The sequence below is a fragment of the Roseibium alexandrii DFL-11 genome, from assembly GCF_000158095.2.
GTDB classification, from domain to species: Bacteria; Pseudomonadota; Alphaproteobacteria; order Rhizobiales; family Stappiaceae; genus Roseibium; species Roseibium alexandrii.
In genome coordinates this window covers 433,682-455,096 of sequence record NZ_CM011002.1, presented here as the reverse complement: position 1 = coordinate 455,096, position 21,415 = coordinate 433,682, and the positions used below count along the sequence as shown (strand labels likewise).

The 21,415-nt window shown below is 55.7% G+C and carries 22 protein-coding genes; 10 read left to right on the top strand and 12 right to left on the bottom strand.

What is annotated here, in order from left to right; all coding sequences use genetic code 11:
- Positions 1–87 precede the first annotated feature (87 nt).
- From SADFL11_RS02130 to SADFL11_RS02105, 6 genes are all read left to right on the top strand, one after another.
- Complete coding sequence (locus tag SADFL11_RS02130) at positions 88–1,275, top strand: 2-aminoethylphosphonate--pyruvate transaminase (protein ID WP_008189685.1); 1,188 nt, start codon at positions 88–90, stop codon at positions 1,273–1,275.
- 22 nt (positions 1,276–1,297) lie between these two features.
- Positions 1,298–2,080, top strand: a complete 783-nt coding sequence (gene phnX / locus SADFL11_RS02125) for a phosphonoacetaldehyde hydrolase (RefSeq protein ID WP_008193759.1) — start codon at positions 1,298–1,300, stop codon at positions 2,078–2,080.
- The gene (locus SADFL11_RS02120) at positions 2,077–3,579 is read left to right on the top strand and encodes a sulfatase-like hydrolase/transferase (protein WP_008196700.1); all 1,503 of its coding nucleotides are present in this window, start codon (positions 2,077–2,079) and stop codon (positions 3,577–3,579) included. Before phnX ends, SADFL11_RS02120 begins: the two co-directional genes overlap by 4 nt.
- A gap of 138 nt (positions 3,580–3,717) precedes the next feature.
- A complete protein-coding gene (locus SADFL11_RS02115) occupies positions 3,718–4,503 on the top strand; it encodes a trypsin-like serine peptidase (protein WP_134852873.1) in 786 nt (261 codons plus the stop codon).
- Between the two features lie 154 nt (positions 4,504–4,657).
- On the top strand, positions 4,658–5,470 hold the full coding sequence (locus tag SADFL11_RS02110; protein WP_008189609.1) for an NAD kinase: 813 nt from the start codon (positions 4,658–4,660) through the stop codon (positions 5,468–5,470).
- 124 nt (positions 5,471–5,594) lie between these two features.
- Entirely contained in the window at positions 5,595–6,122 is a 528-nt protein-coding gene (locus tag SADFL11_RS02105) for a histidine kinase (protein WP_008192993.1), read from the top strand.
- 92 nt (positions 6,123–6,214) lie between these two features.
- Here the strand turns inward: SADFL11_RS02105 and SADFL11_RS02100 are convergent, their stop codons facing one another.
- The 4 genes from SADFL11_RS02100 to SADFL11_RS02085 all read right to left on the bottom strand — a co-directional run bounded on the left by SADFL11_RS02100 (position 6,215) and on the right by SADFL11_RS02085 (position 10,414).
- Positions 6,215–7,375 carry a DUF2336 domain-containing protein gene (locus SADFL11_RS02100; protein WP_008194071.1) on the bottom strand — a complete coding sequence of 387 codons (1,161 nt, stop codon included), beginning with the start codon at positions 7,373–7,375 and terminating at the stop codon, positions 6,215–6,217.
- Between the two features lie 109 nt (positions 7,376–7,484).
- The gene (locus SADFL11_RS02095; RefSeq protein WP_081450472.1) at positions 7,485–8,894 is read right to left on the bottom strand and encodes a transglycosylase SLT domain-containing protein; all 1,410 of its coding nucleotides are present in this window, start codon (positions 8,892–8,894) and stop codon (positions 7,485–7,487) included.
- A gap of 318 nt (positions 8,895–9,212) precedes the next feature.
- Positions 9,213–9,815: a flavin reductase family protein gene (locus SADFL11_RS02090; RefSeq protein ID WP_008197095.1), complete on the bottom strand. Its 603-nt coding sequence runs from the start codon at positions 9,813–9,815 to the stop codon at positions 9,213–9,215.
- Between the two features lie 2 nt (positions 9,816–9,817).
- Complete coding sequence (locus tag SADFL11_RS02085) at positions 9,818–10,414, bottom strand: nitroreductase family protein (RefSeq protein ID WP_040450763.1); 597 nt, start codon at positions 10,412–10,414, stop codon at positions 9,818–9,820.
- 180 nt (positions 10,415–10,594) lie between these two features.
- On the opposite strand from SADFL11_RS02085, the gene SADFL11_RS02080 reads away from it, so the two are divergent.
- Positions 10,595–11,689, top strand: a complete 1,095-nt coding sequence (locus tag SADFL11_RS02080) for a hypothetical protein (protein ID WP_209002716.1) — start codon at positions 10,595–10,597, stop codon at positions 11,687–11,689.
- 52 nt (positions 11,690–11,741) lie between these two features.
- Here SADFL11_RS02080 and SADFL11_RS25745 read toward each other — a convergent pair whose 3' ends face one another.
- The 5 genes from SADFL11_RS25745 to SADFL11_RS02060 form a co-directional block, all read right to left on the bottom strand.
- The gene (locus SADFL11_RS25745) at positions 11,742–12,245 is read right to left on the bottom strand and encodes a lysophospholipid acyltransferase family protein (RefSeq protein WP_322962267.1); all 504 of its coding nucleotides are present in this window, start codon (positions 12,243–12,245) and stop codon (positions 11,742–11,744) included.
- Positions 12,246–12,255: 10 nt separating this feature from the next.
- On the bottom strand, positions 12,256–12,582 hold the full coding sequence (locus SADFL11_RS25740) for a GNAT family N-acetyltransferase (protein WP_322962266.1): 327 nt from the start codon (positions 12,580–12,582) through the stop codon (positions 12,256–12,258).
- A 170-nt stretch (positions 12,583–12,752) separates the two neighbouring features.
- The gene (gene thrS, locus SADFL11_RS02070) at positions 12,753–14,723 is read right to left on the bottom strand and encodes a threonine--tRNA ligase (RefSeq protein ID WP_040450765.1); all 1,971 of its coding nucleotides are present in this window, start codon (positions 14,721–14,723) and stop codon (positions 12,753–12,755) included.
- 156 nt (positions 14,724–14,879) lie between these two features.
- Entirely contained in the window at positions 14,880–15,593 is a 714-nt protein-coding gene (locus SADFL11_RS02065; RefSeq protein WP_008193832.1) for a substrate-binding periplasmic protein, read from the bottom strand.
- A gap of 192 nt (positions 15,594–15,785) precedes the next feature.
- The gene (locus SADFL11_RS02060) at positions 15,786–16,220 is read right to left on the bottom strand and encodes an Lrp/AsnC family transcriptional regulator (RefSeq protein ID WP_008195928.1); all 435 of its coding nucleotides are present in this window, start codon (positions 16,218–16,220) and stop codon (positions 15,786–15,788) included.
- A 134-nt stretch (positions 16,221–16,354) separates the two neighbouring features.
- Between SADFL11_RS02060 and SADFL11_RS02055 the strand changes: the two genes are divergently transcribed.
- Positions 16,355–17,254 (top strand): DMT family transporter, encoded by a 900-nt coding sequence (locus SADFL11_RS02055; protein ID WP_008191019.1) that lies wholly within the window; start codon positions 16,355–16,357, stop codon positions 17,252–17,254.
- A gap of 9 nt (positions 17,255–17,263) precedes the next feature.
- Here SADFL11_RS02055 and SADFL11_RS02050 read toward each other — a convergent pair whose 3' ends face one another.
- The 3 genes from SADFL11_RS02050 to SADFL11_RS02040 form a co-directional block, all read right to left on the bottom strand.
- Positions 17,264–19,045 (bottom strand): B12-binding domain-containing radical SAM protein, encoded by a 1,782-nt coding sequence (locus SADFL11_RS02050; RefSeq protein WP_040450766.1) that lies wholly within the window; start codon positions 19,043–19,045, stop codon positions 17,264–17,266.
- A gap of 95 nt (positions 19,046–19,140) precedes the next feature.
- Positions 19,141–19,491: a membrane protein insertion efficiency factor YidD gene (yidD, locus tag SADFL11_RS02045; protein WP_008194939.1), complete on the bottom strand. Its 351-nt coding sequence runs from the start codon at positions 19,489–19,491 to the stop codon at positions 19,141–19,143.
- A gap of 42 nt (positions 19,492–19,533) precedes the next feature.
- Positions 19,534–19,986 carry an iron-sulfur cluster assembly scaffold protein gene (locus SADFL11_RS02040; RefSeq protein WP_008195066.1) on the bottom strand — a complete coding sequence of 151 codons (453 nt, stop codon included), beginning with the start codon at positions 19,984–19,986 and terminating at the stop codon, positions 19,534–19,536.
- 286 nt (positions 19,987–20,272) lie between these two features.
- Between SADFL11_RS02040 and folE the strand changes: the two genes are divergently transcribed.
- Together folE and hisI are read left to right on the top strand one after the other, a co-directional pair.
- On the top strand, positions 20,273–20,899 hold the full coding sequence (gene folE, locus SADFL11_RS02035) for a GTP cyclohydrolase I FolE (RefSeq protein ID WP_040452249.1): 627 nt from the start codon (positions 20,273–20,275) through the stop codon (positions 20,897–20,899).
- A 51-nt stretch (positions 20,900–20,950) separates the two neighbouring features.
- Positions 20,951–21,406, top strand: coding sequence for a phosphoribosyl-AMP cyclohydrolase (hisI, locus tag SADFL11_RS02030; RefSeq protein WP_040450767.1), 456 nt, complete (start codon positions 20,951–20,953; stop codon positions 21,404–21,406).
- Positions 21,407–21,415 lie beyond the last annotated feature (9 nt).

Genomic DNA, 21,415 nt, shown 5'->3' with positions numbered 1-21,415 from the left:
TTTGGAGATGCACTCGGCGAGTCCACGGAACCGAGAGGCATATTCGACGCTGCCTGCAGTTCATATCATGCCCCAAAGGGACCACTCATGACCCAACAGCCGACGGCCTTGCCAAAACCGAAACTCGGCGAGCCATATCTTTTGACCCCTGGGCCGCTCACCACATCGATAGATGTCAAGGAAGCCATGTTGCGGGATTGGGGCAGTTGGGACGGCGATTTCAAGGCAATGACCGCCGAACTCCGGAAAGGCCTTATTTCTTTGCTGGGCGACGGCAGTGAAGCCTATGACTGCGTCCCGATCCAGGGAAGCGGCACCTTTGCCGTCGAGGCTATGCTGGGCAGTTTCACGCCGAAGACCAAAAAGACCCTGATCCTGTCCAATGGCGCCTACGGCAAACGCGCGGTTGAAACGATGGCCTACCTGGGCCGTCCGGTAGAAGTACTGGACAAGGGCGACTACCTTCCGCCACGTGGACCGGAAGTCGCCGCCCTCTTGAAGGCGGATCCGGAGATCAGCCACGTGTTGATTGTCCACTGCGAGACAAGCTCCGGCATTCTCAATCCCTTGCAGGAAATCTCTGATGCCGTTGCCGCCGCAGACAGAACCCTTTTGATCGATTCCATGTCAGCTTTTGGCTCCATTCCCGTCGAGCCGTCAAAGCTCCAGTTTGCAGCGATGGTATCGTCTGCAAACAAATGCATCGAAGGCGTGCCGGGCTTCGGTTTTGTCATTGCACACAGGGCCGAGCTCGAGGCTGCCAAGGGCAACAGCCATTCCATCAGCCTCGATGTGCATGCTCAGTGGGCGCACATGGAGAAATCCGGACAATGGCGATTTACACCGCCAACTCATGTCGTCGCAGCGTTCCTTGAAGCGTTGCGGGCGCACAAAGCCGAAGGCGGCGTTGCAGCGCGCGGCGCGCGCTACAGAACAAACAGGGACGCCATGGTTTCAGGGATGCGGGCACTCGGATTTGAAACACTGCTGGACGCTGAATGGTTGTCGCCGATTATCGTCACCTTCTTTTGTCCGGCAGACCCCGCATTCAGTTTCCCGCGGTTCTACGAGCTCATGAAAGCACGTGGATTCATACTCTATCCGGGCAAACTGACTGTCGTTGACAGCTTTCGGGTCGGCTGCATCGGTCAAATGGACGAGCACGTCATGCGCGGCGTAACCGCAGCAGCGTCTGACGTTTTGAAAGAAATGGGCGTTGAAAGTGCCGCCCCACCTGCAGAAGCGCTCGCAGAACGCGCAAAACTTGCAGCTTGAGCAAACACGAGAAAGAGAACCAATGAGCAAATTTAAAGCTGTCGTTTTCGACTGGGCCGGAACCATGATCGATTTCGGATCCTTCGCACCCATGGGTGTGTTTGTGAAAGCATTCGAAAAATTCGGCATCACCGCGAGCATTGATCAGGCCCGTGGCCCAATGGGCATGCCGAAGTGGGACCATATCCGGTCCATGATGGACGATCCGGACATTTCTGCTCAATGGCAAGCAAAATACGGCAGCGCCCCAACTGATGCCGACGTCGACAAGATCTATGAGATCTTTGTTCCGATGAATGAGGAAGTGGTCACGGATTATGCCGACCTCGTTCCAGGCGCTCTCGATACGGTCGCTTACCTGCGATCGAACAATGTGAAAATCGGCTCCACCACAGGATACACCCGGTCGATTATGGAGCGCGTGCTTCCAAGAGCTGCTGAACAGGGATATGAGCCAGACAATCTGGTGTGTTCCGATGACCTGCCTGAGGGCCGTCCGGGTCCGCTCGGAATGTATCAGTGCTTCGTTGATCTTGTCGCCCACCCGCCCAGCGCCGTCATCAAGGTTGATGATACTGAGCCCGGCATTGCCGAGGGTGTGGCAGCTGGTTGCATCACCGTTGGCCTTGCTCTTTCCGGCAACTTCGCAGGGAAAACCCCGGAAGAACTGGCGGCTCTGTCTGAGGCCGAGATCGATGCGATCCGGCAGGAAGCCACAGCCAAACTCAAGGAAGCGGGTGCCGACCATGTCATCGATACCGTTGCCGATCTTCCCAAACTGATGGATCAGATGGAAGCTGCATGACTTCGCGTCCGAACATCCTTCTGATAACGGCCGATCAGTGGCGCGGCGATTGCCTCGGCACTGTTGGCCATCCGGTGGTCAAGACTCCCAACCTTGATGCCTTTGCAGAAACGGCCACCGTTTTCGAGCAGCATTATGCGACGACTGCGCCCTGCTCTCCGGCCAGGGCATCTCTCTACACCGGCCTATATCAGATGAACCACCGGGTGATCTGGAACGGGGCTCCGCTGGACGACCGTTTCGACAACATTGCCCGCGCAGGACGCCGGGCGGGTTATGTCCCGACCTTGTTTGGTTATACGGACACCTCGCCGGATCCACGAGTGCACGATCCAAACGATCCGGCCCTGTCCACCTATGAGGGGGTTCTGCCCGGGTTCTCCGTTCGTCAACCGCTGCCTGAAGACGACAAGCCCTGGCGCTCCTGGCTGGCCGCCCGCGGCCATGATCCGGCGTCTTTCGACACGCTGCACCAAGTTGAGCCGGAGGATGGCGAGCTTATCTCGTGTAAAGCCCCGCGCTATTCCAAGGACGAAACGCAGACCGCCTTTCTAACGGACAGTTTCTTCAACTGGCTTGGCGAACAGGACGCAGGAAAGCCCTGGATGGCGCACATTTCGTTCCTGCGTCCACATCCGCCGGTCACCGTGCCCGAGCCGTATAATGCGATGTACGATCCGGAAAACGGGCCTGAGTTCAAGGGCGCCGAAAGTGCATGGCAAGAAGCAGCATTCCATCCCCTTGTCTCCGCCTTGCAAGAGTACCAGCATCTTTCCAGCCATATTCCCGGCGCCAATGGCCACGCGCGCGACTTGACCAGACAAGATCTGAAGCGGCTTCGTGCGCTCTACTATGGAATGATCACCGAGGTTGATGCCCAGCTTGGCCGCATCTTCACCGCCCTCGATCAGATCGCAGACGATACGGTGATCATCTTCACCTCCGATCATGCGGAGATGATGGGCGATCATTGGATGCTCGGCAAAGGCGGGTTTTACAAAGAGAGTTATCACATTCCCCTGATCATCCGGGGACCCGGCGTGGCCAAGGCGGGCCGGGTTTCCGCCTTCACATCAGCCGCAGACATCTTCCCCACCCTTCTGGACGTCCTGAGCCTCGAGCCCAAACACAAACCTGACGGAAGCAGTCTTGCCCCGTATCTTAGAGGCCAAACACCAACCGGTTGGCGGGATGCCGCGCTTTATGAGTTCGACTTCCGGCGTTTGTTGCAGTTTTTCCCCGAAGAACTCCGCAGGAGCTGTCAAGCTGGCGGTGCCTCAGCACTGACGCGCCTTGGAACCGATTGGCAATATGTTCACTTCAGCGGTTTGCCCAATCTGTTGCTTGCTGCAAACGATGAAAAGGGCGGGATCGAGAACAAGGCCGAAAGCGAACCGGCAGCTCTTATCCAAAACATGAATGCCCTGCTATCCAGTCGCATGCGCCACAATGACGAGACACTCGCCCGGACCATGGTTTGGGAGTATTATTCCAACTAGCAAAGCTTTCAGCGATCGACTTTAGGCCACGTTAAACCCGTTCAGCGACACTGCGTATCGGGAATGTAGTCAGATCAGGTTCTCCGGAGGTTTTGAGACGTGGCTGGTCCAAGCGGGATCATATCGGGAAACGGAATAATGCGGCGCACGCTAGCGGTCGCTTATGCGGCCGTGTTGGCACTAGCTTGTCTTGCCCCCTCGGACACTGCAGTTTCCGCAGAACCAGCTCTTAAGGTCATCGACAGCACGGATGCCCCCTGGCCCTCCATTGGCCGGGTAAATGTGGCTGGTTACCGCACAACATCCATGTGTACCGGCACACTGATTGCGCCGAATATCGTGTTGACTGCAGCACACTGCCTTTACAACAAGGCGACGTTGAAGAAGTTTCCGGAAGACGACATGTTCTTCATTGCCGGTGTCCGCCGAGACGAGTTTTCTGCGCGCGTGGAGGTGGCCTGCGCCTTGTCTGCCGAGGGCTATACTCCGAAGAAGCAAACGAAACTGGCTGATGTGCATACCGATGTCGGGATCTTGATTTTGAAAGAAAGCGCCAATCTGCCTGCGGTCCCGGTTCTGGCACTTGAGGATGCTGGTGTGTTGACGCGGGACACCCAGTTCGATTCCGCCGGCTATCGCCGCAGCCGCCGTTTTCTGCCAACCGTCGTCTCAGCCTGCCAGGTGATCGGCACCGTAGAAGACAGCTGGGTTACCAACTGCTCCTCGGAAAGCGGCGCATCAGGCGGGCCCTTACTGGTCGAAACACCGGATGGGCTCAGAGTGGCCGGTGTAATGTCCGCAAAAATCGACGACATCCGATCCGCGATCGTCCCCTTTTTCGAGTGGCAGGAACTTTTGGCCTCGCCTGTTTGTCCGGCAAGTGGCGATGCAGCCCAAACGGCTCTGCGTCCCACCATTGACTGAGCGGTCCGCTTCACCCTCGACTGCGAACCTGTTTCCAACCACCGGCACTTGCTAATTTTTCTAAGGCATGGCCTAGTCCATAGACAGCTGGCGCCACTGCGCCGTGGCGGTACAAAATCCGTAAGACCACTCTCGTCCAGGCCCTTGTTGATCAATGAACCGTATTGTTTCTTCCCCGCAGCCGGACGATGCCAGCCAGATCACTGACAAGAAGCTCGCCTTTGTCTCCAGTGACACGGATGAGGCAAAGCATGCGCGGGAAACATTGGCGGCGCAGTATGGCGAAGTTCCGCACGCTGATGCCGATATCATCGTGGCACTTGGCGGTGATGGCCTAATGCTGGAAACCCTCTATGCACAGATGGGAACAAACAAGCCGATTTACGGCATGAACCGTGGCTCGGTCGGCTTTCTCATGAACGAGTACCGGGAAGATGGTTTGCGCGAACGTCTCGCCAAAGCAGACACCACGGCGATTTACCCGCTGGAAATGACCGCCACCGATGACAACGGCGTTGAGCATTCCGCGCTCGCCATCAACGAAGTCTCCCTGCTCCGCCAAACATCCCAGGCTGCACGCCTGAAGATTTCGGTCGACGGCCGCGTCCGGCTGGAAGAACTGATTTGCGATGGAATCATTGTAGCAACACCCGCCGGCAGCACCGCCTATAACCTTTCCGCACACGGTCCAATCCTTCCGATCACCGCGCAGTTGCTTGCCTTGACCCCAATCAGCGCCTTCCGCCCGCGCCGTTGGCGTGGTGCATTGCTTCCCGATTGGGCAGCGGTTGATATCGAAATCCTGGACCCGGAAAAACGGCCGGTCAGCGCGTCCGCGGATCACCGTGAAATCCGCAGCGTCACAAAAGTGTCGGTTCGAGAGTCCACGGAAAAAGAAGGCCGGATCATGTTTGATGACGATCACGGCTGGGATGAGCGGATCCTGACGGAAATGTTTAGATACTAGAGCCGCGCGCGAGTTGGCAGGTTGCCGCGAAAGACTTGGCGGCGGGAAAGGCCCTGTTAAAGTTGTTTACGCATACTGGCGACCGTGAGTTACCGCTCACTGCAACGATGAGGACCCTGCCGCAATGGCTGAAACCGCTCCGGATCAAGACTACGAAGTTCTGCAGCCGCCGACAGATTTGCGGAAGAAAGTCCGTGAACTGACACCTCGCGAGGCGCGCAAGTTTGATCCGGTGAAAGCTGCAGAAGCTGCACTGCAAAGGATCGCTCCTCATTTTGGCAACTGGATGGAAAACGAAGCCAAAACCCTCGTGGGTGCTTGGGACTCCGTCAAGACAGACGGCATTTCCTCCGAAACGATTGATGTCCTTTATCAATCGGCCCACAACATCAAGGGCCAGGCGCTTACGCTCGGTTTTCCACTCGTAGGCGACGTTGCCTCAAGTTTCTGTCACCTCTTGGAAAACATTCCAACACCGAACGATCTGCCAGTGGGGCTCGCGGAAGGATTTGTGGAAGCAATCCGGGCGATGGTGATTGAAGGCGCAAAGGACACCGCCAACAAAACCGGTGTCGAGCTTTTGGAAACGCTGCGCACTGCGACCAACACCTATGTTGCCCAGTTCCCGGCCAAAGAAACAGACGAGAGCTAAGAGACCACGATCAGCCTAAAGGCTGACTGGTTACCTGTCGTATTTTGGATAAGTCTCCTGCTCCGCACACCAAAGCTATCCGGTGTTGGCAATCACGCAGCATTGACCGAGCGAAGATCTCCGGCGCTCTTCTTCAGAACCGAGCGTGCCTCAAGGCGGGCGACATCGATCGCAAACCGGCGCAGGAATGCATTGATATCCTCATCAGCCCCAAAAGCACCGTCTTGCATTTCAGACAGCAACGCTTCGGTTAAAGACCGCGCTTCTTCCAGGGCAAGGTCATAGCTGAAGTCAGCCTCAGCCTTGCGGGTAATGTCGATCGCAAGCAGGAACGCCTGGTGTGACCGGATCGGCAAACCGGCCTTTCTCAGAACAGCTTGCAGTGCCGCCCGGCGGACAGTCAGCAAAACTTTGCACAGGCGTGGGAGCGGCATGTTGCCAAGGTTTGCCAGAGCTGCCGCAAAAAAGCGTAGACGGCCGCAACAAACGGCCCGAAGCAACAGACGCGTGTTCAGGCGGCCACATGCCCGCAAGTGTTCCACGAATTCGGGAAGATCGTCATCTTTTGCCTCAAGCGCGAGGCGGAGGACGACTTTATCAATTGCATCCGACAGGAACACATCGCGCTGATGCTCTGGAACACGCTCCAAAACAACGGGATGGTTTTCAAGGTTCTGCGCAAGCCCCATCAACAGCTCGTAGCGCACAGGAATTGGCAGATCGCCGAGTTTCAGCAACTGATCGCAGAGATCAGGGTGTTGCTCAAAGCGTTCGGCAAGCCGCACCAGGGACGATTTTAAAACTGTAGCCCCAGGATTCTTGAGCAAGGCCATACAGGCCGCTTCGTCAGCAACTTCGCACATAGCCGCGCTGACACCAGCAGGGACAAATTCGCGCTCTGCGATGGCGCACTGAACTGCTGGACTGCCCTCGGCCAGAAGATCCACCAGCTCAGTTTCGTTCAAAAGCGGGGAAGATTTCAGAACAAGGACTGCAATCTCGTCCACGTCCTGCGCGAGAAAACGGATAACGTGTCCGGGTGCATGCGCGCTCGCAGCCAGTACCTTTGCGACGGTCTTGCGAACCGGCCGGCTCGGATCATCCAGAAGAACTGTAAGTGCTGCCGCCATGGTTTTCCGTTCCAGGCTGCCCTCTTCGGCAGCCAAATAACGTTCTGCGTAGGTCCGCGCCGCCTCGATATCGAGGCCGCCTTGTTCAGTGTCGGTGAGGTGCAGAATGTCGTGAACGGTCATGCTCTTAACGTCAGTCCTGAATAGTATTTCCAGTATCCTGACATCAAAGACTTAACGATCCGTTCACCATAAATTTGACATGCCCCCGCCTGTCTGCAGCCTCCGGAACTTAAGCCGGAGGCAGTAGGTCTTTCTGCTCTTCCTGAGCCTTCAATCGTAGAAACCGTGTGAGGTCGAGTGGACCACCCTGATTGACAAGGGCCAATTCCTGCGCAGCCACCTGTGTAGATGCTCCGGACACGGCGCTGTAAAGCGCAGCCTCTTCAACAGCCGCAAAGGCAGAGGCAAACCTTGGATTAACGCCTGCCTGATCGGAACCGGGATCATTGCGGAACAAAGCTTCAAACGGATTCGCGGTCTGGGCTGCCTGGAACGCCGACAACACACGGCTCGCGGTTTGATCCGGGGCCTGGTTGATGCTGGCATCACGCGGGTCATCCGGATCAGGCCGCTGCGCGCTCGCCACCTGCTGTGCCTGTGCTTGAGGTTGCGCCGGATCGATCGCATCCGGATCGGCTTCCGCGACTGTCTGCGGACGCCCCTCCGGAACAGGCGCCTTTGCAACCGTTTCAGGAAGGTCCAGCGGCAGTTCGGGCTGGACGGGCACTGTCGCCGCCGCCATTTGCACCGGTGCATTCGGCTTGGACCGCATCGCGAATTGCGCGGCCGGATCCCCTGCCAAATGATCAAAGTCCTTCGGCTTTGCCGCTGCCATCATGCTCGGCGGCTGCGGTTTGGACCGCATCGCAAAAGCTGCAGCCGGATCACCTGCCAGATCATCAAACGGAACCGGTGCCGTTACCGGTGCTCCAGATCCCGGCTTTGCATTGGGCAGAGCTGCAACGTTCAAAAGCTCGCCAGAGGTCCTAAGGTTTTTACGTCCGCCGGCTTCAGCAATCATGTTGACTGCATCATGCTTGGACACAATCACCTGATACACTTCTTCCATGGACCGGGCCTGGCCATTGCGATGGTAGAAGATCGGCTTGTTGGCCCGCGCTTGTGCGGAAAACACCTGATCGGCGCGCATATCGGGATTGGCAGCTGTCTTTTCGATCAAGCGGCTCGCACCATTCGCACCAAGGAAATGCGCCATGTAGAGTTCGCCGTCAGTCGGCTCACGGCCAATCCGGCGCTCAAGATACTGTGCGTTCTTCTGGGTTAACGCCCCCGCCATAACAGACGAAATTTCCGGATCCTTGCGAAGATCGAGGATTTCCCGGCGCATCTGGGGATCGTTGACATAATACTTGCCGCTTTTGGACCGCTGAATATGGTCCGCGTACTTGTCCAACCCGTGCTTGGGACCGGCCTGTTTCATTGTTTCGAGCCAGGTGGACTCTATGAATTGAAATAAGCCTGTAGCACTCGATGTTTTTGCCTTGGCCGACGGATTAAACGAAGATTCCCGTGCGGCTGTTTTCACAAGATAGTCAAACGACGTTCCTGTGGATGTACTCGCAGACTGAAACGCAAGCTCGATCCTAGACGCGACCGAGGTAGTGTCAGCAACCCGCATGACTGGCCTCCTCGACGAAAATAATTATTACTTCGTTAACTTTCGCGCCAAAAAGGTTAACAAAACCTTAACAAGCCACAGGTGGGACCGATTCATTTATTAGAGAAACGAAAACCTAACGGCTCCTACGTAACTATGCCAATGCGATCTCAGGCATTTGTGGACTTTGGCTGTTTCCTGCGATTTTTCTTGGGAAAAAATTGCCGAGTTGGTCCGGAATTATTTGGGACAAATTAGTTGCTGGACGGAAAATTCATTGTTTCATAATGAGACAAGACGCTGACCACTGCAGCGCCTTGTCGATTCTCGGTCAGATACTCAGACTTTGGGACGGCCCATCTGAAATACTTCCGTCACAACGGCGTAATCCATGTAGCCGAGGCGGGAGAGCGGCTTGTAGCGGGTCACGTCCACCATGCCGTTGACGATCACATCATCGGAAATATGCACCCCGACCACCTGACCGAAGATGACCCAGCTGTTCGTGTCGGTTCCGTCGAGACCTTTCATACGGATGGTCTGAAGATGCTTGCACTCCAGAGCTGTTGCCGCTTTGGCAACCCGGGGGACGCTAACGAGATTGGATTGAGCCATTTCCAGACCGGTCAACTCAAATTCAGACTTCTCGTGCGGAACTGCTGCGGATGAAAGGTTCATCTCGTCTTTAAGATCGTAGCTTGCCATGTTGCAGACAAATTCGCCGGTCGCATCAATATTGGCAGCGCTGTCTTTATAGTTGGACGAAGAGAACATCACGATCGGCGGTGTGTCGCAGACACAGTTGAAGAAACTGTAGGGAGCCAGATTGGTTTTCCCATCCGTGTCGACGCTGGAAATCCAGCCGATCGGCCGCGGTGCGATGATCGCCTTGAAGGGATTGTGCGGCAGTCCGTGATCGTTTTTTTCCGTTTCGTAGAACATGTTCAGTCCGTTTCCGTCCAGTTGGAAGTAATTTCGGAAAGATCCGGCCGCGGACGTTCAACGGGCGGCTGCGTGGCTGTTCCGATATGAATAAAACCTGCAAACCGCTCACCGTCTTGAAGACCGAGATAACGTCCCGCTTCTTCGTCAAAGGCATACCACTCCGTCAGCCATTGGGAGGCAAAGCCAGCAGCAGCGGCTGCAGAAACAAGGGTCATGCAAACTGCGCCGGCAGAAAGCTGCTGTTCCCAGATGGGTATTTTGGGGTGCTCTGCGGCCTGGCTGACCACACCGACAACCACAGGCGCGCGCGTAAACCGCGTGCGTTCCTTGTCGGTCTGGGCTTCATCAAGCGGTCCGTTCTTTCTGGCATAAAGCTCTGAAAGGAAGGCCCCGATCCTTTCGCCCTGCGGTGCCCGGTAAGTGATGAAGCGCCAAGGCGCGAGTTTTCCGTGGTCAGGAACGCGTGCGGCAATGGTCAACAGATCTGTGAGCTGGGCATCATCCGGGCCAGGCGCCGACATGGTGACAGATGGGTGTGACCGGCGGGTCCGCAAAAACTCCAAGGTTTGAGGTGATCCCCTGCCAAACTCGGACATTCGGTCTGCCTTTCCGCAGATAGTTTCATTTGCAACTATCTACCTAATTGATTGTTGGGATTTGTCAACTGCACTCTTCAGGTCTTGAATTCGCCAAATTTTAAGGTCCATTACAAGAAACAAGCTGGAAGGCACCGCTGACCAGATGACATCGCTTGGCCAAAACGATAATAAGTGGGCATGCAGAATCCAACGACTTTGTTGAACCGGATCAAAGACACGCGCGCCAAGGTGCAGCGATTTGTGATGACTGCGCTCTGCGCGGTGCTGATTTCAGCGCTTCCTGGCACAGCACAGGCCCAGACCAATGCGCCGATGCCGCCTGCCATGAAGCCGGATCCGAACGCACCGTCCGCGGCGTCTCAAGAACCCATTCAGAACCTTCTCGATCGTGAACCGGAACCATTGTTCTCGGACAATACGCTCGTTCCCTACGCGCCCGCATCCGGGAGCATTCAAGGGACAGCCGAAGGGCTGGATGGCGGCGCACTTTATCTGATGGCGAAGCTGACGCGGGACAGCCAACCTCTGAACGACAATCTCATTTGGCGCATCTACTCCGAAACGACCAACGCGGATGGCCGGCTTCAGTTGATTGCCACGTCGAAAGGCGGGGACGCCGAGTTCCGTTTGGATCCAGGTGCCTACATGATCCACACATCCTACGGCTACGCTCAGGCTACCAACCGGATCGTGATCGGCAAGGAAGTCCTGTCGAAGATGGTGACGTTGAATGCCGGCGGCATCAAATTCGACGCCACGCTGCCGGACGGTGCTCCTTTAGAAAGCGGACCGGTGACGTTCGACATTTACAGTCGGGAATTCGATCAGCGCGGCGAACGGGATCTGATCGCCAGCAGCGTGAAGCCTGGTTCAATCATCCGGTTGAACGCAGACACTTACCACATTGTTAGCCGGTACGGGGATGCGAACGCCGAAATCCGCGCCGACATCCAGGTCCTTCCGGGCAAGCTCACCGAAGCCACGATTTTCCACAAAGCGGCCGACATCACCCTGAAGCTTGTCAATGAGCGTGGCGGAGAAGCCATCGCCAACACCACCTGGTCGGTTCTCTCTCCAGGCGGTGACGTGGTCGTCGAAGCAACCGGTGCCTTTCCGGACTTTGTTCTTGCGGCAGGTGAATATGAGGCAGTGGCCCGCAACAACGGCAGGACCTATCTTCATACATTCACGGTCGAGCCGGGCGCAGACCGGGAAGTGGAAGTGGTCTCTTCGATCAGCGAATTGGTCAGTGGATCCTCAAGGGCGAACTGATCGCCCTTGGCAAAACTGTTTCAGGACACGCCGGAAACAAAATGACCGATGATCAATGACGGCTGAGCAGCCGCTCTTTTTGTTCGGCCGGTGCCATTTCCATCACTTTGGACTGGAGGAAGTCCATGACTTCTTTTTGGTCCTTGAAGCCGGAGATGGTTTCATAAGGGATTGGCGCCCCTGCCCTTGCCCGGATTGCCTGTCCGAGTGTCCGGCGGAACTCGCGGACGTAAAGCGAAAGACGAAGGGTCAGCGAGAACCGGCTGACCAGATGGAACAACCAGGAATTCTGGCCTTCAAAGTGGATCGGCAAGACGGTCGCTTTGGATGAGCGGATCATCTTCGCGGTAAAGGTTTTCCATGGCAGTTCTTCAGCACGGCCGAACGGCTTTTGTGCCGTTGCCACGCCTCCACCTGGAAACACGATAATCGTCGTGCCTTCTTCCAGGAGTTTCAGCGCCTCCTTGCGGGTCGCCATATTTGTCTTGAGCGCTTCTTTTGGTTCCTCAAAATGACCGGCAAGGAGAATGGCCGGATCTCCGGAAGCTTTGAGCACTCCTTGTTGATCATGATCTTTGAAGGACGGCCAGTTGTTCGGCAAGGGACAGAATCGCCAGACCATCGCCAATGCCGTACGGGTGGTTGGCAATCAGAACCAACGGCCCGTTCGGTACATCCTTGGGCGGCCATTCTCCACTATCCACCGATACGCGGATATTAATGAGACGCAGAAGTTCGCTCCACATATAGTCTGTGGTCACGATGGACTGTTTCCAGATCTCATAGAGATCAAGAAGCTTCCGGCGCCCTGACAGGCGTTCAATCGACCGGATCACCATGCGCTTCAGTGGATGGTGGTCTGGGTTGGCGTAGCTGAATTCTGCGTAATCCACGGTATGCCGACTTCGTTTGTTACATTGTTTGCACCCGCTGCCCGCGTCCGGACCGGCGGAATTAAAACGCTCTAACAGACTCTCTGTTGCAGCCTTATGACAGCACACTGCCCTTAAGTAAGGGCAGTGTGCAAGCTGGCATTTTTTCCGTTAACAGAACGGAAGTTCAATCATTTCAGATCCGGCGGCGTCGCTTCTTCGACAAATGCGGCGACCGCTTCGTCCAATCCCATCGGCGTCTGGTTTTTGGAACCAAGACGACGGATGTTGACCGTACGCTCTTCCGCTTCCCGCATGCCGCAAACCAGGATCACCGGGACCTTGGCAAGCGAATGCTCGCGGACCTTGTAGTTGATCTTCTCGTTGCGGAAGTCGGTTTCAACCTTCAGCCCCTTGGACTTCAGAAGATCGGCCACTTCCTGACCATATGAATCTGCTTCAGACGTAATGGTCGCAACAACGATCTGCAAGGGTGCGAACCACAGCGGGAAGTGCCCGGCATAGTTCTCGATCAAGATCCCGAGGAAACGCTCCATGGAGCCACAGATGGCCCGGTGGATCATCACAGGCACTTTTTTCTCGCCGTTGTTATCGACATAAAAGGCGCCAAAACGCTCCGGCAGGTTGAAGTCGACCTGGGTCGTCCCGCACTGCCAGTCCCGGCCAATGGCATCCTTCAAGGTGTACTCAAACTTCGGCCCATAGAAGGCGCCCTCGCCCGGCAAGATGTCGGTCTTGATCCGGCCCTCGGATTGCTCCTCGATGGTTTTGAGAACGCTGGTCATCACTGCTTCAGCGTGATCCCAAACCTCATCCGAGCCAACACGTTTTTCAGGACGCGTCGAAAGCTTCACAACAATCTCTTCAAACCCGAAGTCCTCATAGACCGACAGGATCAAGTCGTTGATCTTCAGGCACTCTTCCGCCATCTGCTCTTCAGTACAGAAGACGTGCGCATCATCCTGAGTAAAGCCGCGCACGCGCATCAAGCCGTGCATGGCACCAGACGGTTCGTAGCGGTGAACAACACCAAACTCCGCCATCCGAAGCGGCAGGTCACGATAGGATTTCAAGCCATGCTTGAAGATCTCGACGTGGCCTGGGCAGTTCATCGGCTTCAACGCAAAAATGCGGTCATCTTCACTCTCAGGATCCGCACATTGGACAGAGAACATGTTGTCCTTGTACCAAGCCCAGTGACCGGAGGTTTCCCACAAGGACGTGTGCAGCACCTGCGGTGCGTTGACTTCCTTGTAGTCATCCTTCAGGCGGCGGCGCTTGTAGGCGATCAGGTTCTGGAAAATGTCCCAACCCTTGGGGTGCCAGAAGACCACACCCGGCCCCTCTTCCTGGAAATGAAACAGGTTCATTTCCCGGCCAAGCTTGCGGTGGTCGCGCTTTTCAGCCTCCTCCAGCATGTGAAGGTAGCCTTTCAGTTCCTTCTCATTGTGCCAGGCGGTCGCATAGATGCGGGTCAGCATTTCATTGTTGCTGTCGCCGCGCCAATAGGCACCTGCCACCTTCATAAGCTTGAAGGCGTCGCCGATCTGTTTGGTCGAGACCATATGCGGGCCACGACACAGGTCCAGCCACTGACCCTGCTTATAGATCTTGAGGTCCTGATCTTCCGGGATCGCGTCGATCAGCTCGACCTTGTAGTCCTCGCCCTTCGCCGCGAAATACGTCTTGGCTTCGTCCCGGGTCCAGACTTCTTTGGTGAACTGCGCGCCGCGCGCGATGATCTCGCGCATCTTCTTCTCGATGACCGGCAAATCATCCTGCGTGAACGGCCAGTTGTCCTTCGTATCCGGGTGAACACGCTTGAAATCGTAATAGAATCCGTTTTCGATCACCGGGCCGATGGTCACTTGTGTACCCGGCCATATTTCCTGCACGGCTTCTGCCATGACGTGGGCAGCATCATGCCGGATAAGCTCGAGCGCGCGCGGGTCATCGCGGGTCACGATCTCGATATTGGCGTCCGTATCAATCGGATCGGAAAGGTCTTTCAGTTCCCCGTCGAGGGTCATCGCGACAGCCTTTTTGGCCAGCGATTTGGAAATACCGGTCGCCACATCGAGACCGGAAGTCCCAGCTTCATAGGCGCGCACGGAATTGTCGGGGAAGGTCAGTTCAATCATGTCAGTCTCCTGCTCACTCCTGCACACACTGCAGGTAAGCGATGTCTTTGGTATTGAGATGTGTGCTGATACGGGATTAAGCCCAAAACGGCAACCTTTTCCGAAACCGGCGAGATGATCGTCTGGAACAATCCGCAGCATCAGAGAAACAGATACCTATCCGTTCGGCGGATCAGCCTTCTTGATTGCAGCCCACTCTCCGTCGTTGATCATGGCCCGGAAAGCTGCGTTGATCTTTTCGGCATGCAGCGCGCCGCACTCCGTTTTGGCGAACAGGATCCAGACGCTGAGTTCATTGATCGGGCTGGTTTCATCGTAAACGATGTTGTCGACACCTGCTTCTGCAATTGCCCTCAGGCCGGATTGCTCTTCGATGATCGATCCGTCCAGACGGCCCGCGGACAACATTCTGATATTGTCCAGATCTGAGTTTGGCTCGCGGCTGAAGTCGATTTCATCGTTGGCCGTCAGCGATTTCGGATAGGCGTATTGGGCGGTCAAGCCGATCCGGAGGCCTTCCAGATCAGAAACACTCGACGGCACCGAGCCACCCTTTCGAACAAACGCAAAGTCGCGCTTCGTTAGAATTGGCAGTGATTTGTAGGACGCGACATCCGCGCCAGCACTGGAATGGGGCATCAGCGCGTCGACCACCCCCATCTGAAACAATCCGAGAGCGCGTTTTTTCGGATAAAGCCTGATGTCCAAAGCCAAGTCCGCACGCTTTGCCGCGGACTGCAATAAAACGACGAACTCCCCTTCGCTCTCACTCTCAACAAAATGCGGAATCTCGGCGGCTGCAACGGTCATCTTGTTACAGCCATCTGCAGCAAGAGAGCCCGGCGCCAGCAGGAACGTTAGGCTCAACATTCCCGAGACTGTGAAAAACGATTTGAACCTATTCAGCAAAACACTGTGCCTTTGAGCGGCAAGCCAGCCTGGACTTGCCAGAGAGTTCCCTGATCGCGGGCGAATTCAAAAACATCTTAAGACGGCTAGCGTTCTAAAGCGTTAACGGCTCCGGTTTGGAAAACGTCACGCAGAACAAGGCACCGTTGGCCGCTAAAACTCTAAGGGCACTCGCCGGGGCACCGGTTGGGATTTGACGATCGACGTGCTCGTTTCAGCCTTGTCCGTGATCCGTTCAAGGATGCTGTCCAGTTCTTCGATTTCCCGGATCACCAACCGCACCACAAAACAATCGTCACCTGTGACTTTGTCGCACTCAACGACCTCTGGAATTTCCTGCAGCAACTCGCGGACGATATGGAGTTTTCCCGGCAACGGACGGACGCGAGTAATCGCCTGAAGCGCGTATCCGAGAGCTCGGGGGTCAACATCGGCCGTAAAGCTGCGGATGACACCGCATTCCTGCAAGCGCCTGAGCCGATCCGAAACGCTTGGCGACGACAAACCAACCTTGACGGCAATGTCCTTGATCGAACACCGGCCATCCTCGATCAGAATTTTCAATATTTCACGATCCTGGGCGTCCATATCTTTCTCTCTAAACTCAATTGGGTCTTTTACCTAATATTATGAGGCAAGCTACGGATAACACCTTTTATATCATATGGAGAAGCTCATCCAAACAGCAGATCCTTGAAAGCGTATTGATAGGAGTTGCTTAAATGTCAGAAAGAACCACCGGCATTCTGGAAATGACCTTCGCGATGACCTTGATTGGCACCTTGGGCATTTTCGTCGTTTTTAGCGGAGAAAGCCCGGTCACTGTCGCCTTTTGGCGCTGTCTGTTCGGCGCTATCGGGCTAGCACTCATATGTTCCCTCAAAGGCGCTTTTGCATTCAAAATCTCACCGAAGCAGTTTCTGCTGGCGGTCTTGGGCGGCATCGCACTGACCACCAATTGGGTTATGCTGTTTTATGCAATCGGGCATGCGTCCATTTCACTTACAACGGCCATCTACAACACGCAGCCTTTCATGCTGGTGTGTTTTGGCGTGCTCTTTTTCGGAGAACACCTGACGCTCAGAAAGCTGTGCTGGCTGGGTCTCGCCTTTTGTGGTGTCGTGGTGATCGCGCAATCAAAACCCGAACTGGCTTATGCGAACGGCAATTTTGCCGTCGGTGTCGCCCTGTCCATCGGCGCTGCGTTTCTTTGGGCCGTCGCTGTTGTTGTCACCAAAAAACTGAGCGGCATCCCCTCACACTTGATCGCGCTGATACAGGTCTCAGCAGGCGCGATCCTGCTTGCCCCATTCGCGAGTGTGTCGGACCTCCCATCGCAAAGCACTGCTTGGGCTTCCCTGCTCACTCTCGGCTTTGTGCACACAGCAATGATGTACACGATCTTGTACTCAGCGGTGCAGAAACTGCCAACAGACCTTCAGGGCGCGCTGACTTTTCTCTATCCGTCTGTCGCCTACGTCACCGACTATTTGGTTCTGGGACAGAAACTCGGAACCGTGCAGATCCTCGGCGTTGCGGTGATCATGCTGGCGGCAGCGGGCATGACACTTGGATGGCGTTTGCCGTTCTTTCGGAAAGAGAAAAGCTACCACCAGGCCTAGTTCTGTTCCTTAAGAGGCCAGCGCTCGTTTCTTCGCGGCCTTGACGATGGACGCGTCCCGGGCGGATTTGGCAACAGCGTCTTTTCCGCCCCGCGTTTCCGTGATCATCGCCAGATCCTCTTCCATGTCAGCACTCATCGGGGCGATCGCCACATCGGAATATGTGCGCCGGCCGGGTGCCGCTTTCACCCTCCGGTAGATCCGGTGAACCCGCCAGACCGCGGACACATATGCCCAGTGTTTGGAGATCACCTCCCAGACGTAGCGCGGATAGAAGACAAGCGGATTTTCAATTGGCAGTCCATTGCGCCGGTCTTTGCGGAATTTGAGCCGGAAGTACCCGCCCTCCAGCGGATGAACGCCCTCACACTCGATCATCAACTTGAACCACATCATCAAGAACAGCTTGTTGCCCGGCCGCCCCGTTTTGTGGGCTGCCGCACGGCGGAGAACCGTCTCAATGTGGCTGTCGGAATAATAGCTCGACCATGCCTCCCGATAGGCCTCCTCCCATTCAACATCACTCATCTTCGGATGATGGGAGACCCGGTGGTTGAGGTCATACTTGTTAAGATCCGGATCCATCCAGATACCCTTTTCAAGCAGAACCTTGTGATCTTCCGAGCCGGGCAGAGGCGTCAGGAAAAAGAACTCAAGAAGGTCGAGCGGCAACTCCTTCTTGATGATTTCGACATCCCGCAAGACGGCTTCCTTGGTGTCTCCCGGAAACCCGATGATGTATCCGGCATAGGTGGTTGCGCCGTGGTCACGCCACTTTTGCAGCATTTGCCGGTATTCGGTGATCTTGTTTTGCCGTTTTTTTGCAGCGAGCAGATTGTCGGGATTGATGTTCTCAAGGCCGATGAACACCCGGTTGACCCCGGCCCGGGTGGCCTTTTCGATAAAGTTCTCAATCCGGTGGCAGAGCGTATCCACCTGGATGATGAACTTGATGTCGAAATTCTCCTCTTCCCGCAACTGAATGAGCCGGTCGAACAGTGGCTCCCACTCGCGGTTGCGGGCGAAATTGTCGTCGGTGATGAAGAACCGGTCGATGCCCTGCGCATAGTTGTCGCGAATAATTTGCTCCAGATCGTCGGCGGACCTGAACCGGCTCTTGCGCCCCTGCACGTTGATGATCGTGCAGAAGGAGCATTGGAACGGGCACCCCCGCCCGAGATCAAAGCTGGAATGCGACCCGGCGGTGAACTGAATGTGCTTGGTCGGCAGGATCGGCGTCGGCTCTCCTTCAAGCGACGGCAGATCCGCCATAAAATTGTAGAGTGGCTTCAGGTCATCATTGAAGGCGTCCCGGAAAACCTGATCGAGGCGCCGCTCTTCTGCCTCGCCTGCAAAATAGCAAACGCCCTCTTCCTGCAGCGCCACCATCTCTTCCGGCATGTCGTCCAGCATCGAAATGCAGCCCGAAACATGAAACCCGCCAATCGCCGTCGGCAGCCCCTCGCGCATGAACTCCCGTGCAAGGTCCGTTGCCCTTGGAAACTGGTTGGATTGCACCCCAACCAGGGCAATCAGGGCTTTGCCGCCCCTGCGGCGGATATCCTGCGCAATCTTCTGCGGGCGAACGCGTTTGTTTGTTTCATCGTACGTGTGAAGATGGATCCTGACCTTTTCGCCGAGTACGTCGCGCTCGCGCGCCGCTTCGGCAAGCCCGTTCAAACTGGCCAGCGTGTTGGATGGAATGGCCGACCGCAACCACTGAATTGGATAGCCGTCGTCGTCGTAGTGGGTCGGCTTGATCATTACAAAATGAAAGTCCTGCACGTCCATCCGCCCTCTCCTTCAGTAGAAGTCAGTCAGAAAGACTTGCACTCACGCTAGGTAAGTTCAACCTTTTCTTAACGAGACGTTATTCTCGTTTCAAATCAATCCATTCGATGTTCTTCAGGAATATGGTCGCCCGTCCAGCGGCCATACCGCCAGGGCATAAACCACCTTGCAGTGTCTGGAAGTGTCTCCGGGAGCGGATCAAATCCGGATGCACCCCAAGGGTTACAACGCAGGATCCGCGACAATCCCAGCCAGCCGCCAGCCCAAAAACCGAACCTGCGGATGGCCTGGTCCGTATAGTCGGAACAGGTTGGCGCATACCGGCAGGTCCGCCCCATGAAAAGAGACAGAGTGTGGCGGTAAATCCAGATCAGTCCGATTGCGGCCCATCCGGCTGTTGAAAGCCTTCGGGTTTGATCCGGCTTATGATCGCAGGTTGAACACATCTAGGGGACTTACCTGGTATCAGGCCCACTGCTTGGCACCGCTTATGCGGCTGCGCCGTCGGCCTTTGTATCAGCCGCAGCTTGATCAAGCGCGCCCACAACTGCATCGAACGTTAGAAGCGTCGATGCGTGCCTGGCTTTATATTCACGAACGGGCAGCAAGAACTTCAGATCCTCAAACCGGCCAACCGGCGGCTCCCCACCTTCTTTCAACATGGCATGCATGGTTGTCTTTAAGGCCCGCAACTCTTCTTCAGTCGCGCCGACCACATGTTGCGCCAAAATGGACGACGATGCCTGACCGAGCGCGCAGGCTTTAACATCGTGCGCGAAATCCGTCACCACACCATCCGTGACGCACAAATCGACAACCACCGTCGACCCGCACAGCTTGGAATGCGCCTTGGACGTCCCGTCCGGATGCTCAAGCCGGCCAACGCGTGGAATGTTGCCGGCGAACTCCAGGATCTTTGCATTATAGATGTCGTCGAGCATTCTCGCCTCTTCGTGACAGCTAGTGAGCAGGTGCCGCATTGTCGGCACGCTTCTTTTATATATATAGATCAGACGCCACAGCATTTTCGCAAGGGGCAGAGTGGTCGCAGCCAGATGAAATGGTGCCGGATCGGCGCTTGACGCTGGCTTAACCCGCTCAGAAACTGTGCGTTCGCTTTTCGTGCGGAGTATGCTACATCTCCGCGCCCTTTTGATCGAGGCTCTTGATCTGAGCCAGAGCGGATGCCGTATGACGAGTGATAAGGGTAAAATCGCGAGGATCCCGATGGACGCTGTCCTAAAGCCGGTCGGAAAAACATTCGAACGTAAAACACCGGATCAACTTCAACGCCCGAGCCGTGAAGAGGCAGAGGCTGCTGTGCGGACCATCCTCGCCTGGACCGGTGACGACCCGGAACGCGAAGGATTGCTGGACACGCCCAAGCGTGTCGTGAAAGCAATCACACAGTTATATGGCGGATATTTTGAGGATCCGGCCGAGCATCTTGAGCGCACGTTTGAAGACGTCGGAGGATACCAGGACATCGTTCTTGTCCGCGGCATTCCATTCCACTCGCATTGCGAACACCATATGCTGCCGTTTGTCGGTGAAGCGCACATCGCGTATTACCCGGCAGAAGGTGTTGTTGGGCTTTCAAAGCTGGCGCGCGTTGTCGACATTTTTGCAAAGCGCTTGCAGACCCAGGAAAACCTGACGTCGCAAATCGCGTCTACCATCGACGACGCTTTGGCGCCGCGTGGCCTTGCCGTTATGATGGAAGCTGAACACCAATGCATGACAATGCGCGGTGTTCAAAAACCCGGTGTCTCCACGATCACCACGCAGTTCACCGGCATCTTCGAAGACGATCCGGCCGAACAAGCCAAGTTCATGACCTTGGTACGCGGATAATCATACCTATAATGGCCATCCAGATCCTTGGGTGGCCAAAATCGAGTTTACATGTCTGATTTAATTATTTCCGAACGCGCTGACAAAGCGACGGTCGAAGAAGGTGATCGGCTAATGCCGAAATTCGACCAGGACGGCCTGATTGCAGCTGTCGTGATCGACTTCAAAACATCTGAAGTCCTGATGGTCGGCTACATGAATGAAGAAGCCTTGAAACGCACCATCGAAACCGGAGAAGCCTGGTATTGGAGCCGGTCTCGTAAGGGCTTCTGGAAAAAGGGCGAAACATCCGGCCAGATCCAGAAGGTGCAGGAAATCCTCACCGATTGTGATCAGGATGCTCTGGTCGTGAAAGTGACCGTGGAAGGCAACGGTGCGACATGCCACGTCGGTTACCGGTCCTGCTTTTTCCGGAAGGTTGTCAACACATCAGATGGCACCGTCCGATTGGCAAACGTAGAAAAAGAGAAAGTCTACGATCCCAAGAAAGTTTACGGAAAGAATTAGAAAAACGGC

What these genes read in the sequence shown, in the direction of transcription:
- SADFL11_RS02130 (WP_008189685.1), top strand. Translation starts at nt 88, where the DNA reads ATGACCCAACAGCCGACGGCCTTGCCAAAACCGAAACTCGGCGAGCCA.
- phnX (WP_008193759.1), top strand. Translation starts at nt 1,298, where the DNA reads ATGAGCAAATTTAAAGCTGTCGTTTTCGACTGGGCCGGAACCATGATC.
- SADFL11_RS02120 (WP_008196700.1), top strand. Translation starts at nt 2,077, where the DNA reads ATGACTTCGCGTCCGAACATCCTTCTGATAACGGCCGATCAGTGGCGC.
- SADFL11_RS02115 (WP_134852873.1), top strand. Translation starts at nt 3,718, where the DNA reads ATGCGGCGCACGCTAGCGGTCGCTTATGCGGCCGTGTTGGCACTAGCT.
- SADFL11_RS02110 (WP_008189609.1), top strand. Translation starts at nt 4,658, where the DNA reads ATGAACCGTATTGTTTCTTCCCCGCAGCCGGACGATGCCAGCCAGATC.
- SADFL11_RS02105 (WP_008192993.1), top strand. Translation starts at nt 5,595, where the DNA reads ATGGCTGAAACCGCTCCGGATCAAGACTACGAAGTTCTGCAGCCGCCG.
- SADFL11_RS02100 (WP_008194071.1), bottom strand. Translation starts at nt 7,375, where the DNA reads ATGACCGTTCACGACATTCTGCACCTCACCGACACTGAACAAGGCGGC.
- SADFL11_RS02095 (WP_081450472.1), bottom strand. Translation starts at nt 8,894, where the DNA reads ATGCGGGTTGCTGACACTACCTCGGTCGCGTCTAGGATCGAGCTTGCG.
- SADFL11_RS02090 (WP_008197095.1), bottom strand. Translation starts at nt 9,815, where the DNA reads ATGTTCTACGAAACGGAAAAAAACGATCACGGACTGCCGCACAATCCC.
- SADFL11_RS02085 (WP_040450763.1), bottom strand. Translation starts at nt 10,414, where the DNA reads ATGTCCGAGTTTGGCAGGGGATCACCTCAAACCTTGGAGTTTTTGCGG.
- SADFL11_RS02080 (WP_209002716.1), top strand. Translation starts at nt 10,595, where the DNA reads ATGCAGAATCCAACGACTTTGTTGAACCGGATCAAAGACACGCGCGCC.
- thrS (WP_040450765.1), bottom strand. Translation starts at nt 14,723, where the DNA reads ATGATTGAACTGACCTTCCCCGACAATTCCGTGCGCGCCTATGAAGCT.
- SADFL11_RS02065 (WP_008193832.1), bottom strand. Translation starts at nt 15,593, where the DNA reads ATGTTGAGCCTAACGTTCCTGCTGGCGCCGGGCTCTCTTGCTGCAGAT.
- SADFL11_RS02060 (WP_008195928.1), bottom strand. Translation starts at nt 16,220, where the DNA reads ATGGACGCCCAGGATCGTGAAATATTGAAAATTCTGATCGAGGATGGC.
- SADFL11_RS02055 (WP_008191019.1), top strand. Translation starts at nt 16,355, where the DNA reads ATGTCAGAAAGAACCACCGGCATTCTGGAAATGACCTTCGCGATGACC.
- SADFL11_RS02050 (WP_040450766.1), bottom strand. Translation starts at nt 19,045, where the DNA reads ATGGACGTGCAGGACTTTCATTTTGTAATGATCAAGCCGACCCACTAC.
- yidD (WP_008194939.1), bottom strand. Translation starts at nt 19,491, where the DNA reads ATGTGTTCAACCTGCGATCATAAGCCGGATCAAACCCGAAGGCTTTCA.
- SADFL11_RS02040 (WP_008195066.1), bottom strand. Translation starts at nt 19,986, where the DNA reads ATGCTCGACGACATCTATAATGCAAAGATCCTGGAGTTCGCCGGCAAC.
- folE (WP_040452249.1), top strand. Translation starts at nt 20,273, where the DNA reads ATGGACGCTGTCCTAAAGCCGGTCGGAAAAACATTCGAACGTAAAACA.
- hisI (WP_040450767.1), top strand. Translation starts at nt 20,951, where the DNA reads ATGTCTGATTTAATTATTTCCGAACGCGCTGACAAAGCGACGGTCGAA.